The sequence below is a fragment of the Streptococcus sp. Z556 genome (genome assembly GCF_053010225.1).
Genome location: NZ_JBRKNU010000006.1, coordinates 95,965 through 114,520, shown reverse-complemented (window position 1 = coordinate 114,520; position 18,556 = coordinate 95,965). Strand labels below are relative to the sequence as shown.

Below are 18,556 nucleotides of genomic sequence, written 5' to 3'. Positions count from 1 at the left end.
TTTTCAAAGGTCTTTGTCACCCAATCTCTCGTGAGCGACAACTATATTAGTATATCACAGCTAGCTCTCTCTGTCAATAAGTTTTTTAAACTTTTTTCCAAGTTTTTTCTAACCACAATACACCATAGTCCGTACGGGATTCGAACCCGTGTTACCGCCGTGAAAAGGCGGTGTCTTAACCCCTTGACCAACGGACCTGAGCTTTTCGACTCTTTCTATTATACCTTCTTTTCCGCCTTTGTCAAGAACTTTTTTACCTCTTTATCGAAATTCTGAAAAGATAAGGGAAAAGAGCCAGTTAAACTGACTCTTTTGATTTTTAATTCAAAGGGCCTTCCCTTACTCTCCAAGAAAGGATGAGCTCATATCCCTATGTTTTTCCTACTTATTTAGAAATCTCTTTGAGCATGTTATCGATATGCTGAATTGATTTTTCACGTCCGAGCAAGAAAATGGTGTCTGGTAATTCTGGTCCATGCATTTCACCTGAAACGGCGATACGGATTGGCATAAATAGATTCTTACCTTTAATACCTGTTTCTTTTTGGACTGCTTTGATTTGTGGGAAGATGTTTTCTGTCACAAACTCCTCATCTGTCATTGCTTCTAGTTTCGCTTTGAAGGCTTCTAGAACAACTGGAACGGTTTCTCCTGCCATGACCTCGCGCTCAGCATCTGTCAGCTCTGGGAAATCTGCAAAGAAAAGATCTGTCAATGGAACAATCTCATCAACTGACTTCATTTGTGGTTTGTAGAGTTCTACCATTTTCTCTGATTTGTCAGTCAAACGCCCTGCTTCTTCTAAGTATGGTTTCGCCATTTCAAAGATAGTAGCTAGATCAGCTCTCTTGATGTAGTCGTTGCTCATCCAGTCTAGTTTCTTCTGGTCGAAGGCTGCTGGAGACTTGCTGAGACGGTTTTCATCAAAGAGTTTAATCAATTCCTCACGAGAGAAGATTTCGTCTTCCCCACCAGGGTTCCAGCCAAGAAGGGCAATAAAGTTAAAGACAGCTTCTGGCAAATAGCCTTTTTTACGGTAGTCTTCGATAAACTGAAGGGTATTAGTATCACGTTTAGATAACTTCTTACCTGTTTCAGAGTTGATAATCAAGGTCATGTGACCGAACTCAGGTGCATCCCAACCAAGGGCTTCATAGACCATGAGTTGTTTTGGAGTGTTGGCAATGTGGTCATCTCCACGGATAACATGAGAAATTTGCATATCGTGGTCATCGATAACAACGGCAAAGTTGTAAGTTGGGTAACCATCTTTCTTTTGGATTACCCAGTCACCACCGATATTCCCACCTTCAAATTCGATATCACCTTTGACCATATCGTGCCACTTGTAGATACCAGCTTCATTGACGGCTAAACGAACAGTTGGAATGATACCAGCTGCTTCACGTTCTGCGATGTAAGTTGCTTTTTCTTCTTGGCTCATACCAAGGTATTCGTTAATGTAGCGAGGTGTTTCACCTGCTGCTTCTTGGCGTTCGCGTTCAGCTGCCAACTCTTCTTCTGTAACGTATGATTTGTAAGCTTTTCCTTCAGCTAGCAATTGGTCGATGTATTTTTGATAGAGTTCCAAACGCTCTGATTGGCGGTAGTTTTCATGAGTTTCTGGACTTTCATCCCAGTCAATCCCCAACCAGCGAAGATTTTCAAGCTGTGAACGTTCCCCATCTTCGACATGGCGTTTACGGTCAGTATCTTCGATACGAATGATAAAAGTTCCACCATGATGGCGTGCGTAAAGGTAGTTAAACAATGCTGTACGGGCATTTCCGATGTGTAGTAGTCCTGTTGGACTTGGTGCGTAGCGTACGCGGATATCTTTTGACATAGTTTCTCCTATAAAGTCTCTAGGCGTCTGCCTTTTTGCTTTCTATATTATATCACAAGTCTCGCCTGAGTCCAATGTCTACGAATAAAGAGAGTAAAAAGAGTGGTCAAGCCACTCTTTTCTTCTATTATAGACGTGCGTTAAGCTCTTTGCTCAATTCTTCAAATCCTGGTTTTCCAAGAAGGGCAAACATGTTACGTTTGTATGCTTCAACACCTGGTTGGTCAAATGGGTTGATGGCATTCAAGTAACCTGAAAGGGCAATTGCCAATTCGAAGAAGTAGATAGTGTAACCAAGAGTGAAAGCGTCTTGCTCAGGAAGGGTTACGTACATGTTTGGTACATCACCGTCTGTGTGGGCAAGAAGAACACCGTCAGTTGCTTTTTTGTTTACAAAGTCAACGTCTTTTCCTTGAAGGTAACCAAGTCCGTCAAGATCTTCTTCCAAGCTAGGGATAATCACGTTCTTACGTGGTTTGTCAACACGGACAACTGTTTCAAACATGATACGAGTTCCTTCTTGGATAAATTGACCCAATGAGTGCAAGTCTGTTGAGAAGTTAGCTGAAGTTGGGTAAATCCCTTTTTGGTCTTTTCCTTCTGACTCACCAGCCAATTGTTTCCACCATTCTGAGAAGTATTGAAGTGATGGCTCGTAGTTTACCAAGATTTCAGTAGCATAGCCTTTACGGTAAAGGATGTTACGAACGGCTGCGTATTGGTAAGCTTCATTTTCAGCAATCTTGTCTGAAGTATAATCCTTACGAGCTGCGTTGGCACCTTCCATAAGGGCTTTGATATCTGCACCTGATGTAGCGATTGGAAGCAATCCAACTGCTGTCAATACTGAGAAGCGTCCACCGATGTCATCTGGAACCACGAATGTTTCCCAACCGTTGGCATCTGCTTCAACCTTAACAGCACCTTTTTGGCGGTCAGTAGTAGCATAGATACGTTTGTTGGCTTCCTCTTGTCCGTATTTCTTAACCAAGAGTTCTTTGAAGACACGGAAAGCGATGGCTGGTTCTGTTGTTGTACCTGATTTAGAAATCACGTTTACTGAGAAGTCTTTGTCAGCTACGTACTCTACTAAGTCAGCAAGGTAAGTAGATGAGATTGAGTTTCCAGCGTAAAGGATTTGTGGAGCTTTGCGTTCTTCTTTTGTTTGCAAGTTCGCAAAGTGGTGGTTCAAGAAGTCAATAGCTGCTTTGGCACCAAGGTAAGATCCACCGATACCGATTACAACCAAAACATCGCTGTCTGATTTAATTTGCTCAGCAGCTTTCAAGATACGGTCGAATTCTTCGCGGTCGTAGTTTTCAGGAAGGTCCAACCAACCCAAAAAGTCGCTACCAGCACCAGTTCCTTTACGAATCAATTCGTCTGCAGCTGTTACTTGTGCTTGCATGTATTCCACTTCATGTGGGGCAACAAATTTGTCTAAAACTTTTGAATAATCAAATTTAATATGTGACATGATAATCCTCCATAATTTCTTCTTTACTATCATAACGCTTACCAGCAATTTTTTCAAGTTTTTATACTGAATTTCCTCAAATTTTATCACAATTCAAACGTTTGCGTAAAAATGCTAAAATATTAAAATTCTGAAAGGACGAATAAAAACGGCTAGAGATTCTAACCGTTACAATTCATTTAATAAATACTCAAAGAGTTCTAAATTGCCATCTTCTTCATTGACCAGGAACTCTGGATGCCACTGCAAACCAATGATACGATGCTCGTCGATAGACTCAATCGCTTCCACTGTCTGATCTCGAGGATCTACAGCTGTCACACGGAAATTAGGTGCTAGGTCTTTGATACTTTGTCGATGGACTGAGTTGACTTGACTTTCTTTGCCGAACAACTTAGCCACCACGCTTCCTTCTACTGTCTCAATAGAATGAGAGGTCCCGAAAGGCAAGCCTTGCCAGTGACCTTCAATTTCTTGGTGGAGGGTGCCGCCAAAAGCAACATTGACCAGCTGAACACCACGGCAGATTGCCATAATTGGTTTATTTTGACGAAGCGCTTCTTTCAAGAGGGCTAGTTCAAACTCATCTCGCACAAGGTTATAATCATCGCTCTCAATGGTTTTTTTCTCCCCATAAAACTGGGGATGGACGTTTTGCCCACCTGTCAAGATGAGTTTGTCAATCATTTCCACATAATCACGCACAACGGACTCATCACCAACAGGAATCACCAAGGGGAGACCGCCGACCTGACGAATGCTCTCTGCAAATTTACAGGATACAGATGAATGAATGTTTTTCCCTTCTTCATCTACAGGACATAGATTTGCAGCAACTCCTACAACCGTTCTAGCCATGATGTGTCTCCTTTCGATTTTCTTGCGACAGTCTTATCTTATCACTCCAACCCTTTCCTGTCTAATATGTTTTTTAAAAGACCGTGATAAGTATTTTTTATGGGCAAGAAAAAGTTGCCCAAGAGGACAACTTTTTTCTTATTCAAATACAAATTGATTGTGATAGAGTTCTGAGTAGAAACCGCCGAGTTTCAAGAGTTCCTGATGATTCCCACGTTCAATGACTTCTCCATCTTTGAGGACAATAATCTGATCGGCATTGAGGATGGTCTTGAGACGATGGGCAATGACAAAACTGGTTCGACCTGCTACAACTGCCTCCATGGCATGCTGAATCTTACTTTCTGTTACAGTGTCCACATTGGAAGTCGCCTCATCTAAGATTAAGACTTGAGGATCTGTCATCAAGGTCCGAGCGATGGAAATCAATTGTTTCTGCCCAGTTGAGAAGATGTTTTGCTCATCATCAATAAGGGTATCATACTTATCAGGCAAGCTTTCGATATAGTCATGAATATGGGTTGCCTTGGCAGCAGATTCAACCATTTCCTGACTCGCATCTGGCACACCGAAGCGGATATTGTCACGAATCGTTCCACTAAACAAGACTGAATCCTGCAGGACAATCCCGACCTTGCTCCGCAGGCTATCCAAGTCATAGTCACGAATGTCTTTGCCATCAAAGGAAATGCTACCTGCATCCACATCGTAGAAACGATTGATGAGGTTCATGATGGTCGTTTTCCCCGAACCAGTCGGACCGACAACTGCTATCATCTGCCCCTTAGGAGCTGAAATGCTGACATCTTTTAAAATCGGCTTGTCTGGCACATAAGAGAAATCAATGTGACTGATTTCAACACCTTCTCGCAATTCCGTAAAGGCAGGTGCATTTTGCGGGCGGATTTCTTCTTCCGCATCAAACATTTCTTGGATACGATCCGCTCCGGTAAAGGCCAACTGGAGGCTTCCCCAACTCGCAGCCACCTGGATAATCGGCTGGTAGTACTGCTGAGAAAATTGGGTAAACATGACAATCAAACCTAGGGCTGTCGTTGTTTCGATACTTGGATCGTTCAGCAAGACAGCCGAACCTGCAAAAATGACGATGGCTGTGTTGACCAAGCTCATCCCATTCATAACTGGAAAGAGGATGCCTGAGAACATTCTTCCTTTAAAAGTTGCCTTGCGCACGCGCTCATTTTGCTCCACAAAGCCTGCTACGATGTCGTCTTGAATTCCTTGTACGATAACAGCTTTCTGTCCAGAAATACTCTCATCCATGTAGGCGTTGAGTTTCCCAACCTCTTTTTGCTGGAGATTGGTGTACTTGCGGGCCATCTTCACGATAAAGACCAGCATGAGAAAGGCCACTGGGGTGCTGGCTACTGTTATCAGGGCGAGCGTCACATTTCTTGAAAACATGACAAAAATCAAACCGATATAGAGAGCAATATTGCTCATAACCTGAACTAGACTTTCATTGAAGGCTTGAAGGATGTTATCCAAGTCACTCGTGAAGCGAGAAAGGATATCGCCATCCTGATGGCGGTCAAAGAAAGAAACCGTCAAACGAGAAAGTTTGCCAAAGAGGCCCTTACGCATCTCATTTGTTGACTCAGCAATCACACGAGTCATAAAGGTCATGTAAATCAAACTGGATACTACTAGGGCGAGGACAACCAGAGCTAGATTCAGCATCAGAGCCGATAAACTTTGCCAGGCTAGTTCGGAAGTTCCATTTTGATAAGCCAGAACTAGGTTAGCAAGCTCCGTAACTGCTTGGCCTGAAAAAACAGGAAAGAGGGCTTGGGCAATTGTCGCCACCGCAACCATCAGAATCACAATGACAAAGGAGAGCTTGTAAACTTTAAAATAATTCCAGAAAAATCGAACGGTTTTCATTTTATTCCTCCTTTCCCTTTTGTGTTTCGTAGATTTCGCGGTAGACGGCATTGCTAGCTACCAAGTCTGCATGCCGTCCTTCTCCAATCAAACGTCCTTGATCCAATACCAAAATCTTGTCTGCATGGACGACTGAACTGATTTTTTGAGCGATGATAATGGTTGTCGTCCCTTTCAGGTCTTTGTTCAAAGCTTCCTGTACGAGTCTTTCTGACTTGGCATCCAAGGCCGAAGTCGAATCGTCAAAAATCAGGATACGGGGATTGCTGACAATCCCACGGGCAATGGACATCCGTTGCTTTTGTCCACCAGAAAAGTTGGTGCCACGTTCTTCGACCTGACTCTCAAATTTGTTTTCCATGCGTCCGATAAATTCGCTGGCTTGGGCGATTCGTGCCGCACGTTCCAGTTCGGATACGCTAGCATTGCCTTTCCCTTGACGAAGATTATCTGCAATGGTTCCGCTAAAGAGAATAGCACGTTGCAAGACGATGGAAACTGTTTTACGCAAGGTTCCCTCGCTGACGTCTCGAATATCCTTGCCACCAATCTTGATGGATCCCTCCTGTGGATCAAAAAGCCGTGGAATTAACTGAGCTAGAGTGGACTTCCCTGCTCCAGTCGCCCCAACCACACCGACCATCTGACCAGGCGCAATATCAAAGGTTACATTCTTCAGCATAGGTTCGTCATCATTGGGATAGGTAAAGGTCACATTTTCAAAAGAGAGACTTCCGTCTAACTCTTCATCCGGGAGATCTTTAAAGGTCATTGCTGGCTCGGTATCTAGAATCTCGCGGATACGACGCAAGGAAATCATGGCACGACTGACAGAATTTCCTAAAAATCCAACCATGATAATAGTAAAGATAATCTGGCTGAGATAATTGATAAAGGAAGCAATCGAACCCACTACAGATGGATCTGACTGAGCCATTCCGGCCACTAACCAGATAGAGAGGAATACTGCCCCATAGCCGACTAGCATCATAACAGGTTCTATAACTGAGAAGGCATAACCGATATAAAGATTTTGTCCGAGAAGTTCATCTGAAACCTCGGTAAATTTGTCAAATTGTGCTTTTTCTTGTACAAAGGATTTGACTACGCGGACACCACGTAGATTTTCTTTGGCGATAGCATTGATCCGTTCAAGAAGAGTTTGAAACTTCGCAAAACGTGGTCCCATCATCCCCATCATGATGCCTGTTAGTGCAAAGATGAGGAGCACCATAAGGACAATCACCCACCAAAGTGACGGGAGAGTGTGAACCGCCAAGATAAAGGAACCGATAAAGAGAAGAGGGAGACGGAAGAGGATTTGAAAAGCCATCATCACCACGTTCTGAATTTGGTTGATATCATTGGTCATACGGACTACAAGGTTGCCTGCATTAAACTGCTCGATATTGGCATAAGAAAAAGTCTGAATCTTGCGAAAAGCGTCTTCCCGAAGGTCCGAAGACACTCCTTGAGCAATATAGGCAGCAAGCGTTACATTGACCCCACCCGCAACCAGACCGACTAGGGCTACTCCTATCAACCAGACACCAATACTATAGATAGCCTCATGTTGACCAGCCAACAATGCCTCTAACACCTCTTGCAAATAGCGCGGTTGCAAGAGCGAACTCGCAACCATCAAGCCTGTCATCATTAAGGATGCCAAGGCCTGCCATTTATAGGTTTTTATTTTTTTAATGAGCATAATTCCTCCTAATAAAATAGATAAAGGGAGCGACATCCTGCGTCAGCTCCTTCTCATTCCTTCATATTGATGCTATTCTAGCAAAAAAGAGGCATCTTGTCAAAGAAGTCTCCTTATTATAAATTAGTGCGCTTTCATCTGCAGGTGATGCATGAAAAGGCTTTTTATGGTAAAATGAAAGGAAGAACTCTTATAAGGAGGAAAAGATGAAGAAACAAACCATCGCTGTCTTGGGTCCTGGTTCTTGGGGAACTGCCCTTTCGCAGGTCCTAAACGACAATGGACACGAAGTTCGTATTTGGGGAAATGTCCCTGAACAAATCGATGAAATTAATAACCAGCATACAAACAAACGCTATTTTAAAGATATCTTACTGGACGAAAAAATCAAAGCCTATCATAACTTAGAAGAAACACTAAAGGATGTGGATGCTGTTCTATTTGTAGTCCCAACAAAAGTAACGAGACTGGTTGCCCAACAAGTAGCAAAGGTACTCAATCACAAGGTTGTCATTATGCATGCCTCCAAAGGTTTGGAACCAGATAGCCACAAACGCCTCTCAACCATTCTTGAAGAGGAAATTCCAGCTGACCTCCGTAGTGAAGTCGTTGTTGTTTCAGGACCTAGCCACGCTGAAGAAACCATTGTACGGGATATCACTTTGATTACTGCAGCCTCTAAAGACCTCGAAACTGCCCAGTACGTCCAAAATCTCTTTAGCAATCACTACTTCCGCCTCTATACCAATACAGATGTTATCGGTGTTGAAACCGCTGGTGCTCTTAAAAACATCATTGCAGTTGGTGCAGGAGCATTACATGGCCTAGGATTTGGCGACAATGCCAAGGCAGCCATCATCGCTCGAGGATTAGCAGAAATCACCCGTCTAGGTGTGGCTCTTGGAGCTAATCCTCTGACTTATAGCGGTCTTTCTGGAGTTGGTGATTTGATCGTAACGGGGACATCTGTCCACTCTCGTAACTGGAGAGCCGGTGACGCTCTAGGTCGTGGAGAATCCCTCACAGACATCGAAGCCAACATGGGCATGGTCATTGAAGGCATTTCAACAACTCGAGCGGCTTACGAATTGGCTCAGGAATTGGGTGTCTACATGCCAATCACACAGGCCATCTACCGAGTTATCTATGAAGGTGTCAATATCAAAGAAGCAATCACTGACATCATGAGTAATGAATTTAAAGCAGAAAACGAGTGGTCTTAGACCCTTATAGAAAGGAACATCATGAAACAACAAGTCAGAAAAGCGGTCATCCCTGCTGCTGGATTGGGAACTCGTTTCCTCCCCGCAACTAAGGCCTTGGCCAAGGAAATGTTGCCAATCGTAGACAAGCCAACTATCCAGTTTATCGTTGAAGAAGCCCTCAAGTCTGGAATCGAGGATATCTTGGTTGTTACAGGTAAGTCAAAACGTTCCATCGAGGACCATTTTGATTCAAACTTCGAATTGGAATACAACCTCAAAGAAAAAGGGAAAACAGACCTTTTGAAGCTAGTTGATGAAACAACTGGCATGCGTCTGCATTTTATCCGCCAAACTCATCCACGCGGTCTCGGAGATGCTGTTTTGCAAGCCAAGGCTTTCGTCGGAAATGAACCTTTTGTCGTTATGCTTGGTGATGATTTGATGGATATCACGGACGAAAAGGCTGTACCACTTACCAAACAACTCATGGATGACTACGAACGTACCCACGCGTCCACTATCGCTGTTATGCCAGTTCCTCACGACGAAGTATCTGCTTACGGGGTTATTGCTCCGCAAGGTGAAGGAAAAGATGGCCTTTACAGCGTTGAAACCTTCGTTGAAAAACCTGCACCAGAGGAAGCTCCTAGCGATCTTGCTATCATTGGGCGCTACCTCCTCACACCTGAAATTTTCCAAATCCTCGAAAACCAAGCTCCAGGTGCAGGAAATGAAATTCAGCTGACAGATGCAATCGATACCCTCAATAAAACACAACGTGTATTCGCTCGTGAGTTCAAGGGGGCTCGTTACGATGTTGGAGACAAGTTTGGCTTTATGAAAACCTCCATCGACTACGCTCTCAAACATCCACAAGTCAAAGACGACTTGAAAGACTACCTCATCCAACTTGGGAAAGAGTTAGCTGAGGGGGAATAGAAGAACAGTCCTTATAAAAAGAAGAACTAGGATAGTTAGTTATCCTGGTTCTTTTTTGTATTGCTATTCTTTAAAACATCTACTTAAAAAGGAATCTGTATTTCTCAGTTCACTTACTTATAAACTCCATCGAAACGGTCTCAAACTTCATGAAAGCGCTATGATATTATTTGTTTTTTAACAAAAATAGGAGTACAATGAATTGGTATAATAAAATAAAAAGCACCGAATCGGTGCGCATTACTGATTATGGATAACCATATTTTAACTCAAAAGAAAAATCTTTTGGCTGTGTTGTTTCGAATGGTTCCAAAACTTTTTTGTATGATATAACAGAATATTTTAAAAATGAAGGGGGGGTCTATGGAGATTGATGTGTTTTTTGATTATTATTTAAAATCACTTAGGTTTTATTTTGGTGATAGGTGTAAGGATATTGGATTTATAAAGTTTTTTAAAGATGAAAACAATAGTTTTATTACCATAGAGAATTATGTTTTAGAAGCATTAGTAATATTGTCAAATATTTTGAGTAAGGAGAGGATTGTGTTTTCTTGTGGATTTATTCATAGCAAGGGGGTAGTTACTGGAGTAGAAGTATGTATGAATGTATTAGAGTTAGAAAGATTAAATAATTTGTATAAGATATAGTTTTGAAGAATATTAAAAAACATTAGGTAAACTGTCTATGTAGGATGGGCGGAGTTGATAGTATCAATATTTCCTAGTTATAGAGCTGTGTTGTTTCGAATGGTTCCAAAATAATAAATAATTTTAAATTTGACTTAACTGTTGGAGTAGTCATGGTTAAATTAAATCAACCGAGTCGAATATAAGTTGTTTAGTTTTGTGGAAGCTATTAATAAGAATATAATAAGGGAGAAAGATGGGTGTAATTTTAATTTTAAAGTAATTGCGGACACTATCAAAGTAAAAGATTATGGAGAACAAATTTGTGGAATTTATCAAAAACAATAAAAAAGTAATCATTTCATCAGTTGCAGTTGGTGTTGTATTGGTATTAGGGTTTGGATGGTATTCATATTACCAACATCAAGCAGAGCAAAAAGCAAAAATTGTACAATTAGAAAAAGATAGCAAATCAGACAAAGAACAAGTTGATAAACTATTTGAATCATTTGATGCATCTTCAGATGAATCTATTTCTAAGTTGAAAGAATTATCTGAAACTTCACTTAAAACCGATACAGGTAAAGACTATCTTAATAACAAAGTCAAAGAATCATCTAAAGCCATTGTAGATTTTCATTTGCAAAAAGGTTTGGCTTATGACATCAAAGATTCAGATGACAAATTCAAAGATAAAACAGCCTTAGAAAATAATGTAAAAGAAATCAATAAACAAATTGATTTTATCAAGAAAATTGATGAAACATTCAAACAAGATAATCTTGAAGAAACTACAAAATCTCTTACTGATATTGTAGATAAATTCAATAAGCAAATCGAAGCTTTGAAGAAAGAAGAAGAACAAAAAGCAGCTGAAAAAGCTAAAGAAGAGAAGAAACAATCAGAAGCTAAAACACAAGAATCTTCTGGTGGATCAAGTAGTTCAAGCAGTTCAAGTTCTAACTCATCTTCTGATTCTGGATCAAATGGTGGCGGAAGTAATTATGAAGCCCCAGCTGCCGAACAATATTCATCTGGCAACAGCAATAGCGGCGGAGGAAATGATGGCTATACAAGATATACGGGAACTGATGCTTTTGGCCATTCAGGCAGTTATCAAGCAAATCACAGCAATGGTGATGTTCGTGACGACAATGGAAACCACCTTGGAAACTATGGTGGAGGAATTACTGATTTTAGACAACGTTAATAACTATTTTAGAGCTGTGTTGTTTCGAATGGTTCCAAAAAAAGCTACTCATTTTTTGAGTAGCTTTTTAACTATTCCCCCTTACACATAACTCATTCCTTTGTAGAAAAGGAAAACGGCTAGTGTAATAAAAAGTACAGTTGCTCCGATTCGCTGGCTGGTACTATACATCTTTCTCTCCCATTTGACTGGAAAAATGACTGCTAGAAAGGCACCGCCTACTGCACCGCCGATATGGCCTGCTAGGCTGATTCCTGGAATCAAAACACTTCCGATGATATTTATCACGAAAAGTGTCAGGTAGGATTGCCCCAACTGCTGGATATAGGGGTTGCGAGTTGCGTAACGCAAGACGATAATCGCAGCAAATAGTCCGTAAAGAGAAGTGGAGGCCCCTGCTGCTACAACTTTCGGTGTGAAAGCAAAAACAAAGAGATTGCCCATCATTCCTGATAAGAGATAGAGAAAGAAAAATTTCTTAGAACCGAAAATCTCCTCCACTTGTCGTCCAAGAAAGTAGAGCGAAATCATATTGACAATAAAATGCTCCCATCCAATATGCACAAATATAGCCGAAAAAAGGCGCCATATCTGCTCAGGGAACAGACGAATGATCGGTCCATACATGGCTCCAAACTGAAGCAAGGTATCTGCTCGTTCAAAATTTAAACCTGTAAGAACCAACATCAAAAGAAATACCAATGCCGTTACTAGGAGGAAGAAACTAGTCACAGGATAGCGTTTATCAAAGATTTCCTTCATAGATTAGCACCTCCTGGACGGGAATATCATGGTCTTCCAAGTTAAACTCCTGAACCTGACAAGGATAAATTGTACTCAGGTTCTGCCCAACAAAATGTTCCAGATAGCGGTCGTAGTAGCCTCCACCATATCCAATCCGATAGCCCTCTGTTGTAAAAGCCAAGCCCGGAACATGAATCAAATCAATCTGAGACGGTTCCACCACTTCCAAGTCTCCTTGCGGTTCCAGTAAACCAAAGGAGGTTTTTACCAACTGCTGCGGATCGTAGACCACAAACTCCATTCGCCCCTTGGGATAGGTTTTGGGTATCAGAACCTTTTTGCCGTCCTTCAGCGCCTGCTCGATCAATTCTTGCGTTTGAAATTCATGTAGAAAGGAGAGATAGGTTGCAATGACCTTAGCTTTTTGGTAAAAAGGGTGTTGTAAGAAACGCTCGGTTAAAGCTCGATCCATAGCCTGTTTTTTCTCCTGAGATAAAGCCTTCATTTCGTGTAAGACTTGCTTGCGTAGTTCTGCTTTCATAGACAACACCTCTACTCAGCTGCCTTATGTTTCAGGAAACTAGATACTGCTTCCACCCCAACGGCTAAGGCTTCTTCCCTAGGACTCATCTGAGGATGATGAAGGGCGTAGGGACTATCGATACCCAGCCAGAACATAACGCCATCAACCTTCGAAAGGAGATAACCAAAGTCCTCACCAGTCATAGCTGGCTCGATATCAATCAACTCGATTCCGTCTTTCTCTTCAAAAAAGTCCATCAGTTCACGCGCCAAGGCTGGATTGTTCTCAACAGGTAGGTAGCCTCCTTGCTTGAGTTCTACTTCGACTTCCATATCAAAGGCTGCTGCAACACCTTCTGCGACTGTCTTGACTCTTTTTTGTACCAAGAGGCTCATGTCCTGAGTCAAGGCACGAATAGTTCCGTGTAAAAAAGCTGTGTCTGCAATGACATTGTTGGTTGTTCCAGCTTGGAAAAGGCCGAAGGTCACCACCGCTCCCTCGATTGGATTGACATTGCGGCTGACAACTGACTGTACTTGGGTTACAAAGTAACTAGCAGCCACCAAGGCGTCATTGGCTTCATGCGGAAAAGCTGCGTGTCCTCCTTTTCCTTTGAAACGAATCTTCACCTCACAAGTCCCTGCAAAGAGCGTATGGGTATTGGTAGCAATCTGTCCGACCTTCAAATCCGGACGAACATGGAGACCATAAAATTGGTCTGGCAACCAGTCTCTAAAAGCACCATCTTCATACATGAGCATACCACCAGCTTCATTCTCCTCAGCAGGCTGAAATAGGAAGAGCAGATTATTCTTGGGTTGCTCCTCAAGGGCGCGCTCAAGACAGCCTAAGGCAACAGTCATATGAAAATCATGGCCACAAGCATGCATGCGACCTTGGTGTTGAGAAGCAAAAGGCAGGCCTGTTTGTTCGACGATAGGCAGGCCATCAATATCTGTCCGCCAACCAATGGTACGCTCCGGCTGACTTCCCTGCAAATAGACCAAAATTCCTGTTCGCCAAGTACGAACTTGAACAAAGTCCTTGCCCGCAATCAATTTCTCAATCACATCCAGCAAATAAGCCTGAGTCTCGAACTCCTCCAAGCCAATCTCTGGAATCTGGTGTAAATCTCGTCTAGTCTGAATCAAATCTAACATCTATCGATCCTCCTTTTGATAGAAGAAAGAGGCTGGAAAAAGGGTTCCGCCTCTTTTTTACTTTTGCAATTACAAGGTACGAAGCGCATCTTCTAGCGCTGTTTTTTGTTGGGTTTGGCTGTCGATTTCTTTGATGATACGAGCCGGAACGCCTGCTACCACAACATTTTCTGGGACATCTTGAGTCACGATAGCTCCTGCAGCGACAACTGAACCACTACCGATTTGGACACCTTCGATGACCACTGCATTGGCTCCGATAAGAACATTGTCCCCGACACGGACTGGATAGGCACTAGCTGGCTCAATCACACCTGCTAAAACTGCCCCTGCACCAACGTGGCTATTCTTCCCAACGATGGCACGACCACCAAGGATAGCACCCATATCAATCATGGTTCCTGCACCGATTTCTGCTCCGATATTGATAACCGCTCCCATCATAATGACAGCATTGTCACCAATTTCCACTTGGTCACGGATAATAGCACCTGGTTCGATACGAGCGTTGATATCACGCTTGTCTAGCAAGGGAACTGCCGAATTACGAGCATCTTGCTCGACAATATAATCTTGATTTTCTACCAAGCCTTCGAGAAGCGGAGCGATATCCTTCCAATCTCCAAAAAGAACATTGCCTAGTTTGACAACAGAGCTAGGAACAGCAGACGCTAGTTGTCCTTCAAAGGTTACTTTGACACTGGTTTTCTTCTCTGCATTGGCGATAAATTGGATGATTTCTTGGGCATTCATTTTTGTGGCAGTCATAGGCGCCTCCTGGTTCATTATAATGATACCTATTCTACCAAAAAAGACTTCAAATTTGAAGCCTAAACTATCAAAATAATCGTCTTTACTTCCCTTCTTTGGCTTCTTCGATAGACAAGAAGACCATAGGGACGATGATCAAAATCATGGCCAAAACTAGAAATCCATCTAGGACGAGACCGAGAAAGAGGACGCTCAATAGCGCTGAAGAGAGAGGCTCGCTAGCGCTCACTACAGAGACAACCAGAGGAGAAACGAGAGAGACGGCCTTCATAGACAGGAAGAAGGCAAAAGCTGTTCCAAATACGGCAATAATCAAACAAATCATCACGCTGCTAGCATCCAACTGGAAGGTGACATGATGGACTGGATAGAGCAGATTGCTAAAGAGCCCTGCGAGAATCATCCCCCAACCAACAGTGGGTACAAAACCATAGTGGCGGGCAAATCGTTGGGGAAGGATGACATTAAACATGACCCCTACTGCACTGAGCAAACCTGTCACTAGAGCCAAGGGTGTCATGGATAACTGGGACAAGTCCCCTTTTGTGGCCATCAAAAAAACACCTAGCATGGCAATCAAAACATAAAGAATCGCTGTAATCGAAGCCTTCTTCTGGTAGACAATGCGATTGTAAAACAAAATAAAAACGGGGCTGATAAATTGTAAAATGGTTGCCGTCGTCGCATTGGAATACTCAACACAAAGATAAAAGAAAAACTGCACAGAAAAAATACCTAGAATAGCATAGGCTAAAAAAGGTAGATAATTTTTCTTATCTTTCCAGATATCCAACAAGCGACCACGCAACTGAAAGGCAGATAAAGCTAAAACCAAACTCCCCGCCACCAGCAAACGCATAGAGGTAATCCAACCAGACGATACTGGGTAATGAGTGAAAAAATACTCTCCTAAAATCCCGCAAATCCCCCAAATCAGACCTGAGAACAGTGAATACAAGGTTCCCTTAAAAATCTTCTTTTGATACTTATTCATTCCCTTATTGTAACACGAAATAGAAAAAGAAAAAAGTAGCTAAGAGAAGAAAAATTGCCTCTTGCTACTTTTTTTATTATCGATTAAATAGACGGAAACGACCTGACGAACCACTTTGAGTGTTGTTGTTCGAATTTGCCCCTGAACTACTGCTTGAACTTGATCCACTGCTTGAACTTGGAGGAGTCACTGCAGGTAGGCTTCCAAGAATGGTTTTCCAAGCGTTCAGATAGTCTGCGTCGCTTCCTCCGATGGCAAAGCGGTAAGTGGTTACTGGCGCTCCTTCTTTGCTAGCCCAGTAGCTTGTCACTGTAGAACCAGAAAGTTCGATTTCCTTACCATTGATGGATACTTTGCCGGGCTTTTGGCCTGTTGATCGGAGAACTTGGGACTTAGTCACACTTGGGTCAAGATTAAAGCGATCATTTCCCCATATTCCAGGTTCAGCTTGCTGGATAGCATTGACCAAGTAAGCCATGTATTTGGCATTTCGGTAGTGACCAGCACCCTTGGCTAGTGGTCGGTTATCATCATGACCTAACCAGCCACCTAGAGTCAATCTCGGAGTAGAAAGCATGAGCCACATATTTTCATCTTCATTAGTCGTACCAGTTTTTCCAATCCAGTCAGCACGAGCTAGGCCTGGATTGATCGAAGCCAAGTCGGTCTGGAAGCTAGAAGTAATCCGAGAAGAAATGACGTCACGGAGCAGACTTTGCATGATGGTTGCTGTCGCTTTTGAATAAACCTGCACAGGCTCATCCTTATGCTCATAGACCACTCGACCATCCGTTGATTCGATCTTGGCAATCATGTGTTTCTTGTGGTAAACTCCGTTGTTGGCTATGGTCTGATATCCGTTGGTATGCTGGGCAACTGTAACCTCAATTCCTCCACCCATCGGTAAACTTTCAATGCCATATTCTGGGATTTCATAACCCATTTTTTCCATATATCCCTTGACATCGACGCCTTTCTCTCGAAGCGTACGATAAGTCCAGTAGGCTGGAATGTTCCATGAATAGTTGAGGGCTTCTCCCAAGGTCACCATCGCTGTACCAGGACTATTGACATGCATGATGGGATTGCCGTTTGAGAAGTTTGTCGGATAGTTTGATAAGATACTTGCACTTCCCATCAAACCTTGGTCAATGGCGATACCATAGGCCAGTATAGGCTTAGTAGTTGAAGCTGGAGAACTTTTGGTATCGATAGCGTGATTGTTCTGATTTTCTTGATAATTACGACCACCAACAAATCCAAGGATGGCTCCCGTTTGGTTGTCCATGAGGACATTCCCTACTTCAGGCTGGCCTGTCGAATCATCTACCAAACTGCCGTAGTTAGCAACTGCATTTTGCATAGCAGTGTGGACGTTTTTATTAATAGTCGTGGTGATCTTATAGCCACCATTCTCGATTTCCTTCGTCGCTAGATCGCGGTAAGCTTTTTGGATCGATTCATTTTTTTGCTCTTGCGCAGAAACATTATCTCTCTGGATGAGGTAGTCGTACATCCGATCAGTTGCTTCTGCCAAGGTTGCATAGTAGAGATAGTCACGCGAAGTACCACTGACACTACCTGATGGTAGAAAGTCTTGCTTGAAGTCATAATCCTTGTACTTGTCGTAGTCTTCCTGACTCAGAGCTCCTGTCCGATACATATTGTAGAGGACATCCTTGGCACGCTTGATTCCCAAGGCCATATCCTCATCGCTCTTCATACTGCCGTCAGATTCATAAGGAGAATAACTAATAGGACTCTGGGGCAAACCTGCGATAAAGGCAGCTTGAGGTATTGTCAAATCCGATGCATTGACTCCAAAAATTCCCTCTGCAGCCTGCTGGGCACCTGCAATATTTTGTCCCTTGTGATTGCGTCCAAAAGGAGCAATATTAAGGTAGGTTGTCAAGATCTCATCCTTACCCATGGCCCGTTCTAAAGCCAAGGCATCAATAATTTCTTTAGCCTTACGAGCTAGAGTGGGAGCGTCCCCCACCACTTGCTGCTTGATGACCTGCTGAGTCAAAGTCGAACCACCACTAGACGATCCCAAACCGACAAAGGTTCCGAGAGTCGCACGAATAACGGCCTTAGGCACAACTCCCTTGTGCTCATGGAAATGCTCGTCCTCTGTCGCAACAATAGCTTTCTTAAGGTTGTCTGAGATAGCATCTGAAGCGACTGAAGTGCGCAATAAATCGCCCTCGATTGAGGCAATGGTACTACCGTCAGAATAAGTGATTTCTGAGATGGAGGCAATATCCTTCACTTGTTTGACCAACTCTTCTGCTTGAGGTACCTGGGCCTTGTCAAATAGAGCAACCCCATAGCCCATGGCCACACCCGCTCCCAAAAGACCTCCGATAAAGGCTAGGATAAAGAGAGTGTTGAAGGTCACTTTAAAAGCACTCAAAATCTTAGCAAAAATGGACCCTACCCTTTTGAGTTTGTTAGAAGAAGCTACTTTCTTATCAGTCTTTTTACTTGCTTGTTTTTTCTTCCATTTGGCAGTTAGTTGCTGGAAAAAATGCAGCATTTTTGTTTTTAATTCATCAATTCTTTTTTTCATGAATGTCCTCACTT

15 protein-coding genes and 1 tRNA gene are annotated in these 18,556 nt (G+C 42.8%); 4 read left to right on the top strand and 12 right to left on the bottom strand.

All coding sequences use genetic code 11. The features are described 5' to 3' along the window. Nucleotides 1-125: 125 nt before the first annotated feature. From ACVC7S_RS08025 to ACVC7S_RS08000, 6 genes are all read right to left on the bottom strand, one after another. Nucleotides 126-197, bottom strand: a tRNA-Glu gene (locus ACVC7S_RS08025). Between the two features lie 188 nt (nucleotides 198-385). Further along, nucleotides 386-1,846, bottom strand: a complete 1,461-nt coding sequence (gltX, locus tag ACVC7S_RS08020; protein WP_447266780.1) for a glutamate--tRNA ligase — start codon at nucleotides 1,844-1,846, stop codon at nucleotides 386-388. A gap of 127 nt (nucleotides 1,847-1,973) precedes the next feature. Further along, entirely contained in the window at nucleotides 1,974-3,323 is a 1,350-nt protein-coding gene (locus ACVC7S_RS08015; RefSeq protein WP_447266779.1) for a glucose-6-phosphate isomerase, read from the bottom strand. A gap of 168 nt (nucleotides 3,324-3,491) precedes the next feature. Next, nucleotides 3,492-4,181, bottom strand: coding sequence for a gamma-glutamyl-gamma-aminobutyrate hydrolase family protein (locus ACVC7S_RS08010; RefSeq protein ID WP_447266778.1), 690 nt, complete (start codon nucleotides 4,179-4,181; stop codon nucleotides 3,492-3,494). A gap of 138 nt (nucleotides 4,182-4,319) precedes the next feature. Continuing rightward, on the bottom strand, nucleotides 4,320-6,086 hold the full coding sequence (locus ACVC7S_RS08005) for an ABC transporter ATP-binding protein (protein ID WP_447266777.1): 1,767 nt from the start codon (nucleotides 6,084-6,086) through the stop codon (nucleotides 4,320-4,322). 1 nt (nucleotide 6,087) lies between these two features. Then, entirely contained in the window at nucleotides 6,088-7,794 is a 1,707-nt protein-coding gene (locus tag ACVC7S_RS08000; protein ID WP_447266776.1) for an ABC transporter ATP-binding protein, read from the bottom strand. Between the two features lie 206 nt (nucleotides 7,795-8,000). Here ACVC7S_RS08000 and ACVC7S_RS07995 point away from each other — a divergent pair, with 206 nt between their 5' ends. The 4 genes from ACVC7S_RS07995 to ACVC7S_RS07980 all read left to right on the top strand — a co-directional run bounded on the left by ACVC7S_RS07995 (nucleotide 8,001) and on the right by ACVC7S_RS07980 (nucleotide 11,778). Then, nucleotides 8,001-9,017, top strand: coding sequence for an NAD(P)H-dependent glycerol-3-phosphate dehydrogenase (locus ACVC7S_RS07995; RefSeq protein WP_447266775.1), 1,017 nt, complete (start codon nucleotides 8,001-8,003; stop codon nucleotides 9,015-9,017). Nucleotides 9,018-9,038: 21 nt separating this feature from the next. Next, on the top strand, nucleotides 9,039-9,938 hold the full coding sequence (gene galU / locus ACVC7S_RS07990; protein WP_447266774.1) for a UTP--glucose-1-phosphate uridylyltransferase GalU: 900 nt from the start codon (nucleotides 9,039-9,041) through the stop codon (nucleotides 9,936-9,938). A gap of 363 nt (nucleotides 9,939-10,301) precedes the next feature. Beyond that, the gene (locus ACVC7S_RS07985) at nucleotides 10,302-10,589 is read left to right on the top strand and encodes a hypothetical protein (protein WP_447266773.1); all 288 of its coding nucleotides are present in this window, start codon (nucleotides 10,302-10,304) and stop codon (nucleotides 10,587-10,589) included. Nucleotides 10,590-10,878: 289 nt separating this feature from the next. Further along, the gene (locus tag ACVC7S_RS07980; protein WP_447266772.1) at nucleotides 10,879-11,778 is read left to right on the top strand and encodes a hypothetical protein; all 900 of its coding nucleotides are present in this window, start codon (nucleotides 10,879-10,881) and stop codon (nucleotides 11,776-11,778) included. Between the two features lie 81 nt (nucleotides 11,779-11,859). On the opposite strand, the gene ACVC7S_RS07975 is transcribed toward ACVC7S_RS07980, so the two are convergent. The 6 genes from ACVC7S_RS07975 to pbp1b all read right to left on the bottom strand — a co-directional run bounded on the left by ACVC7S_RS07975 (nucleotide 11,860) and on the right by pbp1b (nucleotide 18,542). Beyond that, a complete protein-coding gene (locus ACVC7S_RS07975) occupies nucleotides 11,860-12,540 on the bottom strand; it encodes a rhomboid family intramembrane serine protease (RefSeq protein ID WP_447266771.1) in 681 nt (226 codons plus the stop codon). Further along, on the bottom strand, nucleotides 12,524-13,063 hold the full coding sequence (locus ACVC7S_RS07970) for a 5-formyltetrahydrofolate cyclo-ligase (RefSeq protein WP_447266770.1): 540 nt from the start codon (nucleotides 13,061-13,063) through the stop codon (nucleotides 12,524-12,526). The genes ACVC7S_RS07975 and ACVC7S_RS07970 overlap by 17 nt, the downstream gene beginning before the upstream one ends. Before the next feature lie 11 nt (nucleotides 13,064-13,074). Further along, entirely contained in the window at nucleotides 13,075-14,205 is a 1,131-nt protein-coding gene (locus tag ACVC7S_RS07965) for an N-acetyldiaminopimelate deacetylase (RefSeq protein WP_447266769.1), read from the bottom strand. A 69-nt stretch (nucleotides 14,206-14,274) separates the two neighbouring features. Continuing rightward, nucleotides 14,275-14,973 (bottom strand): 2,3,4,5-tetrahydropyridine-2,6-dicarboxylate N-acetyltransferase, encoded by a 699-nt coding sequence (dapD, locus tag ACVC7S_RS07960; protein WP_447266768.1) that lies wholly within the window; start codon nucleotides 14,971-14,973, stop codon nucleotides 14,275-14,277. Between the two features lie 85 nt (nucleotides 14,974-15,058). Then, on the bottom strand, nucleotides 15,059-15,970 hold the full coding sequence (locus ACVC7S_RS07955; protein WP_061409855.1) for a DMT family transporter: 912 nt from the start codon (nucleotides 15,968-15,970) through the stop codon (nucleotides 15,059-15,061). 76 nt (nucleotides 15,971-16,046) lie between these two features. Continuing rightward, nucleotides 16,047-18,542 carry a penicillin-binding protein PBP1B gene (gene pbp1b / locus ACVC7S_RS07950; RefSeq protein WP_447266767.1) on the bottom strand — a complete coding sequence of 832 codons (2,496 nt, stop codon included), beginning with the start codon at nucleotides 18,540-18,542 and terminating at the stop codon, nucleotides 16,047-16,049. Between the last annotated feature and the right edge of the window lie 14 nt (nucleotides 18,543-18,556).